Annotated in this window: 13 protein-coding genes; 7 read left to right on the forward strand and 6 right to left on the reverse strand. The window is 65.0% G+C overall.

Translation table 11 applies throughout. From position 1 onward, the window contains the following. Positions 1-186: 186 nt before the first annotated feature. Together ACVMDN_RS08150 and ACVMDN_RS08155 are read left to right on the forward strand one after the other, a co-directional pair. Positions 187-1,374, forward strand: a complete 1,188-nt coding sequence (locus ACVMDN_RS08150; protein WP_456835360.1) for a 6-phosphofructokinase — start codon at positions 187-189, stop codon at positions 1,372-1,374. Between the two features lie 215 nt (positions 1,375-1,589). Further along, complete coding sequence (locus ACVMDN_RS08155) at positions 1,590-2,735, forward strand: fructose 1,6-bisphosphatase (RefSeq protein WP_456835359.1); 1,146 nt, start codon at positions 1,590-1,592, stop codon at positions 2,733-2,735. A gap of 16 nt (positions 2,736-2,751) precedes the next feature. Here ACVMDN_RS08155 and ACVMDN_RS08160 read toward each other — a convergent pair whose 3' ends face one another. The 4 genes from ACVMDN_RS08160 to ACVMDN_RS08175 form a co-directional block, all read right to left on the reverse strand. Further along, positions 2,752-4,377 carry an ABC transporter ATP-binding protein gene (locus ACVMDN_RS08160; RefSeq protein WP_456835884.1) on the reverse strand — a complete coding sequence of 542 codons (1,626 nt, stop codon included), beginning with the start codon at positions 4,375-4,377 and terminating at the stop codon, positions 2,752-2,754. Next, complete coding sequence (locus ACVMDN_RS08165; protein ID WP_456843632.1) at positions 4,374-5,204, reverse strand: ABC transporter permease; 831 nt, start codon at positions 5,202-5,204, stop codon at positions 4,374-4,376. Before ACVMDN_RS08165 ends, ACVMDN_RS08160 begins: the two co-directional genes overlap by 4 nt. Positions 5,205-5,206: 2 nt before the next feature. Further along, a complete protein-coding gene (locus tag ACVMDN_RS08170; RefSeq protein ID WP_168857950.1) occupies positions 5,207-6,184 on the reverse strand; it encodes an ABC transporter permease in 978 nt (325 codons plus the stop codon). 238 nt (positions 6,185-6,422) lie between these two features. Then, positions 6,423-8,036 carry an ABC transporter substrate-binding protein gene (locus tag ACVMDN_RS08175; RefSeq protein ID WP_456835358.1) on the reverse strand — a complete coding sequence of 538 codons (1,614 nt, stop codon included), beginning with the start codon at positions 8,034-8,036 and terminating at the stop codon, positions 6,423-6,425. Between the two features lie 435 nt (positions 8,037-8,471). On the opposite strand from ACVMDN_RS08175, the gene ACVMDN_RS08180 reads away from it, so the two are divergent. Further along, positions 8,472-8,771 carry an HU family DNA-binding protein gene (locus ACVMDN_RS08180; protein ID WP_021077434.1) on the forward strand — a complete coding sequence of 100 codons (300 nt, stop codon included), beginning with the start codon at positions 8,472-8,474 and terminating at the stop codon, positions 8,769-8,771. A 163-nt stretch (positions 8,772-8,934) separates the two neighbouring features. Here the strand turns inward: ACVMDN_RS08180 and ACVMDN_RS08185 are convergent, their stop codons facing one another. Together ACVMDN_RS08185 and ACVMDN_RS08190 are read right to left on the reverse strand one after the other, a co-directional pair. Next, a complete protein-coding gene (locus tag ACVMDN_RS08185; RefSeq protein WP_456784222.1) occupies positions 8,935-9,714 on the reverse strand; it encodes an SDR family oxidoreductase in 780 nt (259 codons plus the stop codon). A gap of 331 nt (positions 9,715-10,045) precedes the next feature. Then, positions 10,046-11,032, reverse strand: coding sequence for an ABC transporter substrate-binding protein (locus ACVMDN_RS08190; protein ID WP_156436032.1), 987 nt, complete (start codon positions 11,030-11,032; stop codon positions 10,046-10,048). Positions 11,033-11,508: 476 nt separating this feature from the next. On the opposite strand from ACVMDN_RS08190, the gene ACVMDN_RS08195 reads away from it, so the two are divergent. The 4 genes from ACVMDN_RS08195 to ACVMDN_RS08210 are packed head-to-tail and all read left to right on the forward strand — an operon-like array spanning position 11,509 to position 15,554. Then, a complete protein-coding gene (locus ACVMDN_RS08195; RefSeq protein WP_057015157.1) occupies positions 11,509-12,603 on the forward strand; it encodes an ABC transporter substrate-binding protein in 1,095 nt (364 codons plus the stop codon). Next, entirely contained in the window at positions 12,581-13,597 is a 1,017-nt protein-coding gene (locus ACVMDN_RS08200; RefSeq protein ID WP_141340949.1) for an ABC transporter permease, read from the forward strand. The genes ACVMDN_RS08195 and ACVMDN_RS08200 overlap by 23 nt, the downstream gene beginning before the upstream one ends. Further along, a complete protein-coding gene (locus ACVMDN_RS08205; protein ID WP_229193070.1) occupies positions 13,591-14,388 on the forward strand; it encodes an ABC transporter ATP-binding protein in 798 nt (265 codons plus the stop codon). Before ACVMDN_RS08200 ends, ACVMDN_RS08205 begins: the two co-directional genes overlap by 7 nt. Next, the gene (locus ACVMDN_RS08210; RefSeq protein ID WP_057015137.1) at positions 14,382-15,554 is read left to right on the forward strand and encodes an acyl-CoA dehydrogenase family protein; all 1,173 of its coding nucleotides are present in this window, start codon (positions 14,382-14,384) and stop codon (positions 15,552-15,554) included. The genes ACVMDN_RS08205 and ACVMDN_RS08210 overlap by 7 nt, the downstream gene beginning before the upstream one ends. Positions 15,555-15,575 lie beyond the last annotated feature (21 nt).

Genomic DNA, 15,575 nt, shown 5'->3' on the forward strand with positions numbered 1-15,575 from the left:
CGAGAGGCATGGAGGGGCAAGCCGCCCGAGTTGGGGACTGGTCAGAGGACGTCGCTGGAAGATTGGGGCCCAAGCAGGTTCGGGTGGGCGCCGCGATCACGAGGATTCCGCCGTTGGCGGATAGCGTTGTGGAAACCCCGACGCGACGCAGGCGTTATTGCCAGATAGCAACCCTGGGAGGTGGGCATGGCGAGGAAGCGCATTGGTATTCTCACGGGAGGCGGTGACGTCCCCGGCCTTAACGCGGTGATCAAGAGCGTGACTTATCGCGGCAGTGAGGACGACATCGAGGTTGTCGGTCTCCGCCGGGGCTGGGAGGCCCTCACGCACCTGAACCTCGACGACCCGTCGAGCAAGTCCCATTACATCATCCCGCTGAACCGCGAAAATACGCGCGTCATCGACCGGCGCGGCGGCACCGTGCTGCACTCGAGCCGCACCAATCCCTCCAAAATGAAGAAGTTGCCCGATCATCTCGCGGGCCGCGACTTTCCGGTTTCCCAGAGCACCAAGGGTGGCATCGCAACCACGACGTGGGACCTCACCAACGAGGTGCTTGCGAACCTCGCGGGGCTCGGTATCGAACATCTGATCGCCATCGGCGGCGACGATACTCTCAGCTACGCGGACAAGCTCAACAGGCGAGGCGTCAAGATCATTGCCATCCCGAAGACGATGGACAACGACGTTCGCAACACCGAGTACTGCATCGGCTTTTCGACCGCGATCACCCGTGCCAGCGATGCCATCCAGCGCCAGCGCACCACCGTCGGCTCGCACGAGCGAATCGGCATCTTCCGCGTCTTTGGTCGCGATGCCGGCTTTACGGCACTCTATACCGCATACGCAATCTCGATCCGATGCGCCATACCGGAGTACAAGGTCAATCTCGACAAGCTGATCCAGCTTCTCCTCGATGACAAGCACGGCAACCCAAGCAACTACGCGTTGATCGTGCTCAGCGAGGGCGCCGAGTGGGAGGGCTACAAGGTGCAGGAATTCGGCGAGCCTGACGCCTACGGTCACCGCAGGAAGGCGAGCGTGGCCGAAGCATTCGCCGACGAGATCAAGCGGCGCACCGGCGAGGGGACCATCGTCTCTGACCTCACCTACGACCTGCGGTCAGGCGATCCGGACTTCATCGACAAGCTTGTGGCGCTGACGTTCGGCAACATGGCTTACGATGCGATCCTGGAAGGCAAAACCGGCCTCATGTCGGCGCTGGTCGAGGGCCGATACGACCTCGTGCCGATCCCCGACGCCAAGCTCGGGCCACGCAAATTGGACGTCGCAAGCGCGTACAACACCGAGCGCTACCGTCCTCTCTATTCCAACAAGCGGGGCCTGCCGATCTTTCTCAACCGCGCTTCATAGGGCGGGTGGTAACCCCATCGGGCAGTGCGAGCTATTCCAGATGCGTCGATAGCCCGTATCGACACGCGGTGACGGAGGGGCCATAGTTCCGCAAGCAATATGCGCAGGGAACCTGTCGCACCACACGACGTTCTTTTTTGCAAATGAGCGCGCCGTCGCCCCCGGCGCAGCGAGCGCCGAGGCGAAGGCGCTGCGCTGCGGTCGGAGGGATGCTCATGAAACTCACCATTTCGGTCATCAAGGCTGACATTGGCTCCGTCGGGGGCCACACGAAACCATCTGCGCGCATGATGGCGGCTGTCGAAGGGGAGGTCGCGAAAGCGATCGAAAACGGTCTCCTGATCGACGGTTTCGTGCGCCATACCGGCGACGATATTGCGATCATCATGACGCACACGCGGGGCGAAGGGAGCTCCGAAGTCCACCAATTCGCCTGGAAGACGTTTCTCGCGGCCGCTGCGGTCGCGAAGACCTCCGGGCTCTACGGCGCCGGCCAGGATCTTCTCGTCGACGCCCCGTCCGGAAACGTTCGCGGCGCGGGCCCGGCTGTCGCCGAGCTCAGCTTCGACCACAGCCTCTCGGGCGCGAGACCCGCGGAGTCCTTCATGGTGTTCGCCGCAGACAAGTGCGGCCCCGGTGCCTACAACCTGCCGCTCTATCTGGCTTTTGCCGATCCCATGTATTGCGCCGGGCTGATGCTGCCCCCGATGATCAAGGGCTTCCGTTTCCATATCATCGATATGGACAACACGGCCGGCGACAGCGTGATCGAACTCGATGCGCCCGCGGACGGCTACCACATTGCGGCGCTGCTTCGCGACAACGAGCGCTTCGGCATTGATCGCATCGTCTCGAAAACCTATGGCGAGGTCGCCGTCGCCGTTTCGGCGCAGCGCCTTCACTCCATCGCAGGCAAGTACACCGGCAAGGATGATCCGGTCGCGGTCGTCAGGAACCAGGGCATTTTCGCGGCGCCCGAAGAAATCATCTCGCCGTTCACCAAGGCGCACTTCGTGGGCGGCGATGCGCGCGGCTCGCATGTGATGCCGCTCATGCCGGTGCCGCTCAACACCCCGGTGACGGGGATGTATTGCCTGCCGATCGTGTCCTGCGTCGGCTTCTCGATCGACCGGGACGGGAAGTTCTCGGAGTCCTATACCGACTTCTTTGACAACCTTGCCTGGGACGAGGTTCGCCAGCGCGCGCAGCGCAAGGCGATCGAGATGCGCAGCCAGGGCTGGTCCGGCGCTGCGATGCTGCCCTATTCAGAGCTGGAATATGGCGGCTTCCGCGACACGGTATCCGGATTGCTGAAGCGCTTCCGGCTGCGCGAGGAGCCTAAGCCACAAGCGGCGGAGTAGGGCCGCGCGTGCCCGGCTACACGGTTGCGATGCCGTGCTCGCGCGCAAACGCGCCGCCGGGGATCGCCGACAGCAGCGCCTGCGTATAGGGATGCCGCGGCTTGCCGAACACCTCGGCGGTCAGCCCTTGCTCGACCACGGCGCCGTCCTTCATGACGGCGACGAGATCGCAGATCTGGGCGGCGACGCGCAGATCGTGGGTGATGAAGATGATGGAGAGGCCAAGCTGCTGGCGCAGCCCGGCGAGCAGCTTCAAGACCTGCGCCTGCACCGAGACGTCGAGCGCCGAGACCGGCTCGTCGGCAACCAGCACATCCGGCTTCAACGCGAGTGCCCGGGCGAGCCCGATGCGCTGGCGCTGGCCGCCGGAGAATTCGTGCGGGTAGCGGTCACCCGCGGACGGATCGAGGCCGACCAGCTCGAACAGCTTTCGCGCTTCCGCGATCGCGGTGGCGCGGTCGGTGCCGTGCACGATCGGTCCCTGCGCCACCAGCTCGGCCGCCTTGCGGCGCGGATTGAGCGAGGCGAACGGATCCTGGAACACCATCTGGATGTGGCGGGTCTCGCGCCTGATATCGTCGCGGCCGAGCTTTGCCCAGTCCTTGCCGTCGAGCACGATCGACCCGGTGTCCGGATCGATCAGCCGCACGATGCAGCGCGCGAGCGTCGATTTGCCCGAACCGGATTCGCCGACGATGCCGAGTGTCGCGCCGCGCGGCAGGTGCAGCGACACGTTCTTGACGGCCTCCGTGATCCGCGCGCCGCGGCCGAGGAAGCCGCCGGTGCGGTAGGTCTTGGAGACGCCGTCGATGGTCAGGATATCCTTGCCGGAAAGGATGCGCGGCGGCGGCGCCTTCAGCGGCGGAACGGCTGCGATCAGCTGCTTCGTGTAGGCATGCTGCGGATCGTTCAGCACCTCATCGGCCGCGCCTTGCTCGACGATCGCGCCATGCTGCATCACCACGACGCGGTCGGCGATCTCGGCGACCACGCCGAAATCATGGGTGATGAACAGCACCGCGGTCTTCTTGCGCTGCTGCAAATCGCGGATCAGCTTCAGGATCTGTGCTTGTGTCGTCACGTCGAGCGCGGTGGTCGGCTCGTCCGCGATCAGAAGCTTCGGGTCGAGCGCCAGTGCCATCGCGATCATCGCGCGCTGGCGCTGGCCGCCAGAGAGCTCGTGCGGGTAGGCTTTTGCGGCAGCCTTCGGGTCGGGGATGCGGACGTCCTCGAGCAGCGCCAGCACGCGAGAATTGATCTCGGCCTTCGAGAGAGCGGTGTGGATCGCAAACATCTCGCCGATCTGGTCGCCGATCGTGCGCAGCGGATTGAGCGCGGTCATCGGCTCCTGGAAGATCATCGCGATGCCGGCGCCGCGCACATCGCGCATCTCGGCGCTGTCGGCGGCGCAGAGGTCGCGGCCGTCGAACATCATCCGGCCCCGTTCGATCGTCACCTCGTTCGGCAGCAGCCGCATGATGGCGTTCGCCATCATCGATTTGCCGGAGCCGGACTCGCCGACCACGCAGAGGATCTCGTTCGACGCAATTGAAAGCGAAACGTCGGACAGCGCATGCGGCCGGTCGGCGCCCTTGGGCAGGCGCACCGTCAGGGCGTCGAGCGAAAGGACCGTGTCGCTCATCGGCTCTTCAGCCTCGGATTGAGCGCATCGTTGAGGCCCTGGCCGACCAGCGACACCGCGAGCACGGTGACGAGGATCGCAATGCCGGGGATTGCCGAGACGTACCATTGCACCCGGAGCACGTCGCGGCCGAGCCCGATCAGATTGCCCCAGGAGGCGACGTTGGGATCGGACAGACGCAGGAAGGCGAGCGCGCTTTCCAGCAGGATCGCGACCGCCATCACCACGCTGGCATAGACGATGACGGGCGGCAGCGCGTTGGGCAGGATTTCGCCGAGGATGAGCTGGACGTCCTTCATGCCGAGCGTCTTGCCGGCCTGCACGAATTCGCGGTTGCGCAGCGAGAGGAACTCGGCGCGAGTCAGCCGCGCCGGCGCCGGCCATGACACCACGCCGACCGCAATGGTCACCGTGGTCAGGGTCGAGCCGAACACCGCGACCAGGACCAGCAGCAGCACGAAGTTCGGCAGCGTCTGGAACGCTTCCGTGATCCGCATCAGCACATTGTCGACCCAGCCGCCGTAATAGCCGGCGAAGGCGCCGACCAGGATGCCGATCAGGATCGCGATCAAGGTGGCGACGCCGCCGATCAGCAGCGAGATCCGCGCGCCGTAGAAGATCTGGGCGGCGATGTCGCGGCCGGAATTGTCGGTGCCGAGCAGGAAGCGCGGGTTGGAGAACGGCCAGATCAGCGGCCGCCCCGCCAAAGCGAGCGGATCGCGCGGATAGAGGGGACCCGCGCTGATTGCCATCGCGATGACAAGCAGCAGCAGGATCAGGCCGATCACCGCGGCCGGGCTGCGGAAGTAGCGCCTCACGGCATCCATCGTCAGCCCTCCGCCGCGATGCGCGGATCGAGCCGCGCGTAGAGCAGATCGACGACGAAGTTCACGGATATGACGAGCAGCGCGGACACGAAGACGATGCCGAGCAGGGTGTTGAGGTCGCGCTGCACCACCGACTCATAAGCGAGACGGCCGAGGCCGGGCAGCGAGAACACGCTCTCCACCACGACCGAGCCGCCGAGCATGGTGCCGGCCTGCAATCCGATCAGCGTCACCATCGGCAGCAGCGCGTTGCGCAGCACATGGCGGGTGATGACATGGGTCTCGTCCAGCCCCTTGGCGCGGGCGGTGCGGACGAAATCGAGGTTCAGGACCTCAAGCATCGAGGCGCGCATGATGCGCAAATAGATCGCGAGGAAGATCAGCCCGAGCGTCAGCGTCGGCAGCACCAGATGCGCCGCAATATCCAGCATGCGCCAGATTCCGGTCTGGACGTTGCCGATATCCTCGAAGCCGCCCGGCGGCAGCCACTGCAGATAGACCGAGAACACCACGATCGCCATCAGCCCGAACCAGAACGACGGCGTGGCGTAGAAGATCAGGCCGAGGGTGGAGATCATCGTGTCCGGCCAGCGGTTGACGCCGCGCGCGGCGATCACGCCGAACACGAGGCCAAAGAAGAACGCGAATGACAGCGACGCCGTCATCAATAGGATGGTCGGCGGCAGCCGTTCCAGGATCACGGTCGCCACCGGCTTGCCGTAGATCGAGGAGAAGCCGAGGTCGAGCCGGACCAGGTGCCACAGATAGTTCCCGAGCTGCGCCGGAACCGAGAGGTTCAGCCCGTAGAATTTGCGCAGCGCCTCGGCGGTCGCGGCGTCGCCGCCGCCCATCTGCGCCATCAGCGCATCGACGGTGTCGCCCGGCGCGAGCTGCAGCAGCAGGAACACGCCGATCAGGATCAGGAACAGGGTCGGGATCGAGGCGGCGAGCCGCCGCCCCGCAAGGCTCAGGATACGCATATTTTATCTATAGCGTTTTCGAACGATGTGGACACCGGTTCGGGGGTGGGCACCGGCCCCTTCTTACCTCGCTCCGCTTGCGGGGAGAGGTCGGATCGCATCGCCAGATGCGATCCGGGTGAGGGGGTACAGGTCTATCGATGGAGCAATATCGTGGAGCGAGCCCCTCACCCCGATCCTCTCCCCGCAAGAGCGGGGCGAGGGAGAAGAGGGCGCCACGCCTAGCGCAGATGTGGCCTCATGCGCTCAGCCACAGATCGTGCCAGCTCGTCGAGCCCCAGCGCGGGGTGTTGGAATGGTTGCGCGCCTTGGCCGTGATCACGGTGACGAAGATCTGCTCGATCGGCATCCAGACCGGCAGCTCGGTGTTCACCTCCTTGACGAAGTCGGCATAGAGCGCCTTGCGCTTGGCCGGATCGACTTCGGTGGCGGCATCGTCGATGGTCTTGTCGACGGTCTTGTCCTCCCAGCCCCACTGGTTGGTCCATGGCGCGCCCTTGGGCTGGCCGGAGCGGTACCATACCGTGGTCGAGACCGCGGGGTCGTTGCGATACTGGTGCCAGCCGGTCGCGAGATCGAAGGCGTGCTCGTCATAGACCTGCTTGAGGAAGCCGCCGCCGTCGTTGCGTACGATGTCGACCTGGATGCCGACTTCTCCCAGCGACTGCTGGATGAAGGTCGACCACAGCGAGATGTCCTCGCCCCACGGTGCCGGCAGGAGTCTCAGCGAGAAGCGGTTGCCGCTGGAGGCTTTGAAGCCGGCCTCGTCGAGTAGCGCGATCGCCTTGGCCTTGTCATAGGGGTATTGCGGCGTGTTCGGCCCGGGATAGAAGTCGGTCGAGGTCGACGGGATCGGGCCGGTGCCGAGCTTGGCGAAATCGCCCAGGAAATTGTCGATGAAGAACGGCACGTTGATCGCGTGCGCGATGGCGCGGCGGACCCGGATGTCCGCCAGTTCCTTGCGGCGGAAGTTGAACTCGATGGTGTTGGTGCGGGCGTTGCCCTCGTTGCCCTTGGTCTGGACGACGAAGCGCTTGTCCTTGCCGAGCCGCGCCATGTCCGAGATCGTCAGGCCCGAGAACGGGCTGTAGTGCAGCTCGCCGGCCTCCATCTGGGCGGCCGCGGCGGCGCGGTCGGTGATCACCTTCCAGACGATGCGGTCGAGATAGGGCGCGTTCGGCCGCCAGTAGTCCGGGTTGCGGTCGGCGATGATGTATTGCCCGCGCTCGTATTTGACGAATTTGAATGGGCCGGTGCCGACCGGCGCCAGATTGGTCGGGTTCTGCCTGATGTCGCCGCTCTCATAGAGATGCTTGGCGGAGACGTAGCCGAGGTCGGGCAGGGCCCGGAGCAACAGGTTGAGCGGCATCGGCCGCTCGTAGCGGAAGATCGCGGTCTGCGGATCGGGCGTATCGACCGATGTGAGGAACAGCTGCAGCGTCGATCCGTAGTTGAGGATCTTCTTCCACATGTTCATCGCGGTGAAAGCGACGTCCTCCGAGGTGAACGGCTTGCCGTCGTGCCAGGTGACGCCCTTGCGCAGCTTGAAGGTGACGGTCTTGCCGTCCGGGGTCGCCTCCCAGCTCTCGGCGAGCACGCCGACCGGCTGGCCGTCGGCGTCGAGGTCGACCAGATTCTCCTGGATCTTGCCGCCGATGATGTAGACGCCGGTCGAGGCCTGGATGCTGGGATTGAGCTGGCGCTGCTCGGCGCCGTAATGGACGTTGAACACGCCGCCCTTGCGCGGGGTTTCCTGCGCGAATGCCCGCATCGGATTGATGACATTGGCCGCAATCGCGGCCGAGGTCAGAAGGGCCGTGCGGCGGTTGATCTCGAGGCGGCTCAAATCCATACGCGGGTCTCCGGTACTTACAATAAAGGCTTGCATCGGGCGACCAGCCGGATCGGTCGTGGCGCCCCTTTGCGATGTTACGATGGAATGGGAACCCGAGTCATTTTCTAATGCCTCGGCCTTTTGGAGGATCGTTTCCGAAACCTGAAGTGGCGCATTGCGACGCTTCGCAACCCGGATCGGGCGCCGCATTGTCGCAGTTTGGGCCGCGCGAGTTGCGTCTGGTGATTCTCTCGAAGGGACGTTTCGGGAGCGCCGAAGCCGCGCAAACCCTGTAATTTTAGGGGTCGGAAGCGCCTTGACTTGAAAAAACACTGGAAAAAACCCTGATTCGGCGGCTGTCCACAGCGATATTGTGGTGGGGAGTGCAGAAAACACTGTTTTTCTCGGCGTTTTCCGCCATATCGTGCCCACTCCAGAATCAATGGAGCAACCATGGCTACCCAACTGTCGAAGTCGCAAGTGATCGAGAAGATCGCGACCACCACCGAACTCTCCAAGCGCGACGTCAAGAACGTTTTGGACTCGCTTGTCGATGTCGGCCACAAGGAGCTGAAGAAGGCCGGGGTGTTCCTCGTCCCCGGCTTCGCGAAGTTCGTTGTGGTCAAGAAGCCTGCGACCAAGGCGCGCAAGGGCACCAACCCCTTCACCGGCGAAGAGATGATGTTCAAGGCCAAGCCGGCCCGGAAGATCGTCCGCGCACGGCCGGTCAAGGCCGCCAAGGACGCGGTTTAAGATGAAAGGCCTCCGGTGACGGAGGCCTTTTGCTTTTGAGCCGTCGCTTCCTGCCGTTGGTTGCCAGCCCGCGTTTTCCAGCGAGTGGACACCGGTTCGCGTGAAGAAAACGCGCCAAAGCAGAATCTGGAGCTCCGGACCGGGTTGAACCGGGACCGGGGCTCTAGACTACCGGCGACCGGCCACCATCGACATTGATGGCGGTGCCGGTGATGTAGGAGCCTTGCTCCGAGGCCAGGAAGCAGGCGAGGTTGGCGAACTCCTCCGCCGTGCCGATGCGGCCGAGCGGGGTGCCCTTGGCAAGGCCCTTGGCGAATTCCCCGAAATCCGTGTTCGGCGCCTGGGCAGCATGCCGCTTGACCCATTGATCGCTCATGATCAGGCCGACCAGCAGCGCGTTCACCAGGATGTTGTGCTCGCCGCCTTCATTGGCCATGACCTTGGTCAGCGCCATGCCGGCCGCACGCGACACCGAGGTCGGCGCGGAATTGCCGGCCGGCGCTTTCGCAAAGGTGTTGAGCACATTGATGATGCGGCCCCATTTGCGCTGCTTCATGCCCGGCCACACCAGCCGGCTGAAGCGGATCGCGGCGAACAGCTTCAGGTCGAGGTCCTCCTGCCAGGCCTCGTCGCTGATGCTCTCGAACGCCAGCGTGCGTGCCGTGCCGGCGTTGTTGACGAGAACGTCGATCTTGCCGAGATCGGCAACGATCTGGTCGTGAGCCTTGGTGATATCGGAAGCCTTCGCGACGTCGCAGACATAATCGCGTACCACAAGGCCGTCCCTGGCAAGCGCTTCGCGCGCCGCAGCGAGATCGGCCGCGCCGCGGGCGAGGATCGCGACCCTGGCGCCGGATTCGGCAAACCGCCGCGCCACCGCGATCCCGATGCCCTTGCTGCCGCCGGTAACCACGGCAACGCGGTCCTTCATTGATAGGTTCATTGTTGTTCTCCCTGGGGCTGGCCCGGAGAGGACGCTATCAAACCGACAGCGCGACCAACAAGGTCATGCAGAGCAGGTGTGCTGTGACAATCAGTGCGAGATGGAGCGGACCGGACATCGGAAATCTCCATGGTGGTGCGCGGCTTGATGCTCCGTGAGGTGAGCACTGCCGCTTAGGCTCCCTCCCCTGAAAGGGGGAGGGCGGGGTGGGGGTTGCCCTCCACGGACGCCGGCGTCTGCGGAGCAGGATCCCCACCCGGATTGCTGTGCAATCCGACCTCCCCTTTGCAAGGGGAGGTGAGGAAAGAGCGTGCCCGGTTCACGCGCGCTGCTAGTTCGAGCGCGCGCTTGCCGTAAAGCTGCGGTCGACGGCCTTGCCGACATCCAGCGTCTTGCCGAGGATGCCGTAGCGCGTCGCGCGATCGGAGGCGGCCTGCACCTCCTTCACCACGGCCTCGTCGATCGCGATCGGGCTCGTCTTCTGAGCGGTGTAGGCGGCGAGCAGCACGTCCTCCGGCAGTTTTGTGAGCTCGGCCGTGTTCCTGGCGTACTCGGCGAGATGGTCGAGCGACCACAGCCGCGCCTTGTTGAGCCGCTGCACCAGGTCCTGCACCGCCGCGCGCTTGGTTGCGATCGCGTTGTCGGAGGCGACGATGAAGGTGATGGTCGGCGTCAGCCCTTCGCCGTCGGCGACGACGCGCGCCTTGTCCTTCAGCGTGGCGTAGGAGATATACGGCTCCCACACCGCCCAGGCGTCGATCGAGCCGGCGAGCAGCGCGATCTTGGCGTCGACCGGGCCGAGCGGGGCGAAGGTCGCGTCCTCGATCCTGCTGCCGGCTTTTTCCAGCGTCGCGTTGATCAGGAATTGGCCCCAGCCGCCGCGCGTGCCGGCGAGGCGCTTGCCCTTCAGATCGGCCGCGGTCTTGATCGGCGAATCCCCGCGCACCAGGATCGCCTGCGTCCGCGCATCGGAGCGCGTGCCGCCGATCGCCTTGATCGGCGCGCCCGACGCATAGACCGTGAGGAAGGACAGATCGCCGGTGTAGCCGACGTCGAGCGCGCCGGCGTTGATCGCTTCCAGGATCGGGGCTGCGGCGGGGAATTCCGACCACTCGATCTTGTAGGGCAGATCCTTGGCGAGGCCGGAAATCTCCAGCAGCGAGCGGTTGCCGCCCTTCTGGTCGCCGACGCGCAGCACGATCGCGTCGGCCGCGAGCGCCGCAGCCGATGTCGACAGGGTGATCACGGCCGTGATCAGCGCTGCCGCCGTGCGGCGGGTGAGAGAATAGGCAGGGCCCGAGCGGGTCAGTTTGCGCATATGAATTTTCTTCCTGATTCATTCGCTGCGCCGCGGAACGCGCGGCAGCGTTCGATCAAGTCTATGAGCAAGCCGTTCGCCGTCAACGAAACGGAAATCTGAATTCGCCGGCTGCGTGGCAAGGATGATCTCGTCAAGCAGGCCGCGCGTAGAAGACATCGCGCATGCGGCCGCAAAACGCCTAGATTTGATGCAGTCACGGGTGATCGCGCCGCATCTCCGTCTGGGACGATCGTGAAAATCCTTTCATCGCCGCGCGATGCGATCGTGGAGAGTTCAGCTGTGGCGCCGACAACATTCGAAATTCCATTTCATTGACGATGATCTTGTCGCGCCGCATCATTTGCATGTTGCTTTGAGTGCAATCGCGCCGGAGAAATCCGCTTTTTTCTGAACCATGTGCTTCGAACGACGGGGCGTTCAAACGGAGACGTTTTGCGCGCGGGGCGGAGCCTTGCCGAAATGCAGGAGTGAAGATGTCGACGGATAACAAGAAGACGGTGATGGATCGCCGCACATTGCTGCGTGCGGGCGCCGCCGCGGCCTTTGCCGCGCCGATCGGGGCGTATAGTGCGCAGGCCTTCGCGCCACGGGCGATCACGCCGGCGATCGACTTCTCGGAATTCCCGGTCTGCAAGACCGCATCCGATGCACCGGCTTTGACCGGCGCGCCGCGCAAGCTGAAGCTGTCCTGGAACGCCGGCGCGGTCTGCCTTGCGCCGCTGCCGGTCGCGATCGACCACGGCTTCTTCCAGAAGCAGAATCTCGACGTCGAGCTGGTCAACTATTCGGGCTCGACCGACCAGCTGCTGGAGGCGATCGCCACCGGCAAGAGCGACGCCGGTCTCGGCATGGCGCTGCGCTGGCTGAAGCCGCTGGAGCAGGGCTTTGACGTCAAGATCGCCGCCGGCACCCATGGCGGCTGCATGCGCGTCCTGACCCGCACCAATTCCGGGGTCGACAAGCTCGCCGATCTCAAGGGCAAGATCGTCGCGGTCGGCGATCTCGCAGGTCCCGACAAGAATTTCTTCTCAATCCAGCTGGCCAAGCTCGGCATCGACCCGATCAGGGACGTCGACTGGCGCGCCTATCCCGGCAATCTCCTGAACGTCGCGGTCGAGAAGGGCGAGGTGCAGGCCTTCCTGTCGTCGGACCCGCTGGCCTATCTCTGGCTGAAGGATGCGCAGTACAAGGAGGTCGCCTCCAACCTCGACGGCGAATATCGCGACAAGAGCTGCTGCATCGTCGGCCTGCGCGGCAGCCTGGTGCGCGAGGAGCCTCAAGTCGCGCGCGCCATCACCCAGGCGCTGCTCGACGCCGCGATGTTCACCTCGCAGAACCCGGACAAGGCGGCGAAGTCGTTCCAGCCCTATGCGCCGAAGGCGGCGAGCCTCGCCGATCTCGAGGCAATGGCGCGCTACCACACCCATCACCATCATCCGACCGGCGAGGTGCTCAAGCGCGAGCTGAAGGGCTACGCCGACGACCTCAAGACGGTGCAGGTGTTCAAGCAGAGCACCGACACGGCCAAATTCGCGGAGCGGATCTATGTCGACGTATTCAGTGTCTGACGCGACGGCCGCGGCCGCGCCGCGTGCGGCGGTCACGTTCTCGAACCTCTCCGGCAGTTACGGTGTCGGCCTTGCGGCGAGCCTCGTCTGGCTCGCCTTTGGCCTCTCCTGCCTTTATTGGCCCGATGTCGGCGACTGGTCGCGGACCGGATCGCTCGGCATCGGCGCGATCGTCATCGCCGCGTTCATCCTGTTCGGCACATTCAGCGCGGATTATCTCGGCGGCGCCGGGCAGGCGTTGCGCAAGCGCGCGCCATGGCTGGTGGCATTCGGCGCCTTCGTGACGTTGTGGGAGGTGGCCACCGCAAAGTTCGCCTGGCTGCCGCTGCCGTTCTTCCCGCCGCCGCAGTCGATCCTCGAGGTCTATACCGACGATCTGCCGAAACTGCTCGATAGCGTGTTCGCCTCGATCAAGCTGCAGCTCGGCGGCTACATTATCGGCGCAACCGTCGGCTTTATCACCGGTGTCTCGATCGGCTGGTCGCAGAAGATCGGTTACTGGGTGCATCCGGTGCTGCGCTTCATCGGTCCGCTGCCGGCCACCGCCTGGCTGCCGATCGCTTTCTTCACCTTTCCGTCGAGCTGGAGCGCCTCGACCTTCCTGATCGCGCTCGCCACCGGCTTTCCGGTGACGGTCCTGACCTGGTCGGGCGTCGCGAGCGTCAGCAGCGCCTATTACGATGTCGCGCGCACGCTCGGCGCAAAACCGTCATTCCTGGTGCTGAAGGTCGCGATCCCCGCCGCGCTGCCGCATGTGTTCGTCGGCCTGTTCATGGGGCTCGGCTCGTCCTTCGCGGTGCTCGTCGTCGCCGAGATGATCGGCGTCAAGGCCGGGCTCGGCTGGTACCTGCAATGGGCGCAGGGCTGGGCGGCGTATGCCAACATGTATGCGGCGCTGATCGTGATGTCGCTGCTCTGCTCCGGCGCGATCACGCTCTTGTTCCGCACCCGCGACCGCCTGCTGGTCTGGCAGAAGGGCGTCGTCAAATGGTAGCGCAGTCCGCAGCTGAGGCGATCACCTATCCGGCGGTCGGCGCCGAGCTCGATATCGAAGGCGTCAGCCACGCCTTCGATATCGATGGCGCCACGCTGCCGGTGCTCGACAATGTCAACCTCGCGATCGCGCCGGGCGAGTTCGTCGCGCTGCTCGGCCCGTCCGGCTGCGGCAAGTCGACCTTGCTGCGGCTGGTGGCCGGGCTGGAGAAGCCGCGCGCGGGCACGCTGCGCGAGGATGAAGTCCGCATCGCCGGACCGCATCCGTCGCGGGTTGTCGTGTTCCAGGACCCGACGCTGTTTCCGTGGCGCACGGTGTGGGACAATGTTGCGCTTGGCCTCGAAGCGCAGGGCATTCTGAAGGCGCAGCGCCACCGCGTCGATGACGTCATCGAGCTGGTCGGCCTGTCCTCGTTCCGCAACGCTTATCCGCACCAGCTGTCCGGCGGCATGGCGCAGCGCGTGGCGCTGGCGCGCGCGCTGGTCAACGATCCGAAGATCCTGGTGCTCGATGAGCCGCTCGGCAAGCTCGATTCGCTGACGCGGATCGCCATGCAGTCAGAACTCGTCGCGCTGTGGCAGCGCAAAGGCTTCACCACGCTGTTGGTCACCCATGACGTCGAGGAGGCGCTGGTGCTCGCCAACCGCGTCATCGTGCTCTCCGATCGGCCGGCGCGGATCAAGGCGGACATCGCTGTCGCCCGGCCGTATCCGCGGCATCGCGGCGATCCTTATCTGGCTGAGCTGCGCAAGCAGATTCTCGGCCTGCTCGGACTGGAGGCGACATGGTGAGATCTGCGGCGAGGGAGCTGCATCCGGCGGACGGGCCGGAGCACATCGCGCGCGCGTTGCGGCTCGCCGACGTCTTTGCAGCGCGTGCGCCGGCGCACGACCGCGACGCCAGTTTTCCCTTCGAGAATTTCGTCGATCTCTCCCGCGAAGGCCTGCTGGCGCTGACCGTGCCGGCGGCGCTCGGCGGCGGCGGAGCGGGCGCCCGCGACGCCACGCGCGTGCTCGGCATCATCGGCAAGGCCGATCCGTCGACCGCGCTGGTGCTGTCGATGCATTACATCCAGCATCTGGTGATGGCGCGCAGCACGCGTTGGCCGGGCCGGCTGTCGCGCAAGCTCGCCAAGGAGACGGTCGAGGGCGTGGCGCTGATCAATGCATTGCGCGTCGAGCCCGAGCTCGGCTCGCCCGCGCGCGGTGGCCTGCCGGCGACGACGGCGCGCCGCACCGAGACCGGCTGGCGGCTGACCGGCAAGAAGATCTATTCGACCGGCGCGCCGATCCTGAAATGGTATTCGGTCTGGGCGAAGACCGATGAGCCGGAGACCCGTGTCGGCTTGTTTCTGGTTCCCGCCGGTCTGCCGGGAACGCGGATCGAGGAGACCTGGGACCATCTCGGCCTGCGCGCCAGCGGCAGCCACACCGTGATCTTCGACGACGTCGTGTTTCCGCTGGATTACGAGATCGACGTGCGCACGCCCGACGACTGGAAGGTTCCTGACGTCACCCAGGCGACCGTGCATGCGATCTTCGTCGCCGCGATCTATGACGGCATCGCCCGCGCGGCCCGCGACTGGCTGGTCAAATTCCTGAAGGAGCGGGTGCCCGCCAATCTCGGCGCGCCGCTCGCGACCTTGCCACGGATGCAGGAGGTCGTCGGTGCGATCGAGGCGCGGCTTGCGGTCAATGCCCGCCTGATCGACAGCTTCGCGACCGATTTCGATAACGGCTTCCCGCTGTCCGCGATCGAGTCTAACATCATCAAGCTGACGGTGACAAATAACGCCGCGGCAGTGGTGGAGGATGCCTTGTCGCTGACCAGCAATCACGGCCTGTCGCGAACCAATCCGCTGGAGCGGCATTACCGTGACGTGCTGTGCGGCCGCGTCCATACCCCGCAAGACGATGCCACCCGTGTCTCCGCCGGACGCTCCGCGCTGGGCGTCTGAAAACGATAGCCAACAACAACG

This window comes from Bradyrhizobium sp. USDA 4510 (genome assembly GCF_054059095.1).

What these genes read in the sequence shown, in the direction of transcription:
- ACVMDN_RS08150 (WP_456835360.1), top strand. Translation starts at nt 187, where the DNA reads ATGGCGAGGAAGCGCATTGGTATTCTCACGGGAGGCGGTGACGTCCCC.
- ACVMDN_RS08155 (WP_456835359.1), top strand. Translation starts at nt 1,590, where the DNA reads ATGAAACTCACCATTTCGGTCATCAAGGCTGACATTGGCTCCGTCGGG.
- ACVMDN_RS08160 (WP_456835884.1), bottom strand. Translation starts at nt 4,377, where the DNA reads ATGAGCGACACGGTCCTTTCGCTCGACGCCCTGACGGTGCGCCTGCCC.
- ACVMDN_RS08165 (WP_456843632.1), bottom strand. Translation starts at nt 5,204, where the DNA reads ATGGATGCCGTGAGGCGCTACTTCCGCAGCCCGGCCGCGGTGATCGGC.
- ACVMDN_RS08170 (WP_168857950.1), bottom strand. Translation starts at nt 6,184, where the DNA reads ATGCGTATCCTGAGCCTTGCGGGGCGGCGGCTCGCCGCCTCGATCCCG.
- ACVMDN_RS08175 (WP_456835358.1), bottom strand. Translation starts at nt 8,036, where the DNA reads ATGGATTTGAGCCGCCTCGAGATCAACCGCCGCACGGCCCTTCTGACC.
- ACVMDN_RS08180 (WP_021077434.1), top strand. Translation starts at nt 8,472, where the DNA reads ATGGCTACCCAACTGTCGAAGTCGCAAGTGATCGAGAAGATCGCGACC.
- ACVMDN_RS08185 (WP_456784222.1), bottom strand. Translation starts at nt 9,714, where the DNA reads ATGAACCTATCAATGAAGGACCGCGTTGCCGTGGTTACCGGCGGCAGC.
- ACVMDN_RS08190 (WP_156436032.1), bottom strand. Translation starts at nt 11,032, where the DNA reads ATGCGCAAACTGACCCGCTCGGGCCCTGCCTATTCTCTCACCCGCCGC.
- ACVMDN_RS08195 (WP_057015157.1), top strand. Translation starts at nt 11,509, where the DNA reads ATGTCGACGGATAACAAGAAGACGGTGATGGATCGCCGCACATTGCTG.
- ACVMDN_RS08200 (WP_141340949.1), top strand. Translation starts at nt 12,581, where the DNA reads ATGTCGACGTATTCAGTGTCTGACGCGACGGCCGCGGCCGCGCCGCGT.
- ACVMDN_RS08205 (WP_229193070.1), top strand. Translation starts at nt 13,591, where the DNA reads ATGGTAGCGCAGTCCGCAGCTGAGGCGATCACCTATCCGGCGGTCGGC.
- ACVMDN_RS08210 (WP_057015137.1), top strand. Translation starts at nt 14,382, where the DNA reads ATGGTGAGATCTGCGGCGAGGGAGCTGCATCCGGCGGACGGGCCGGAG.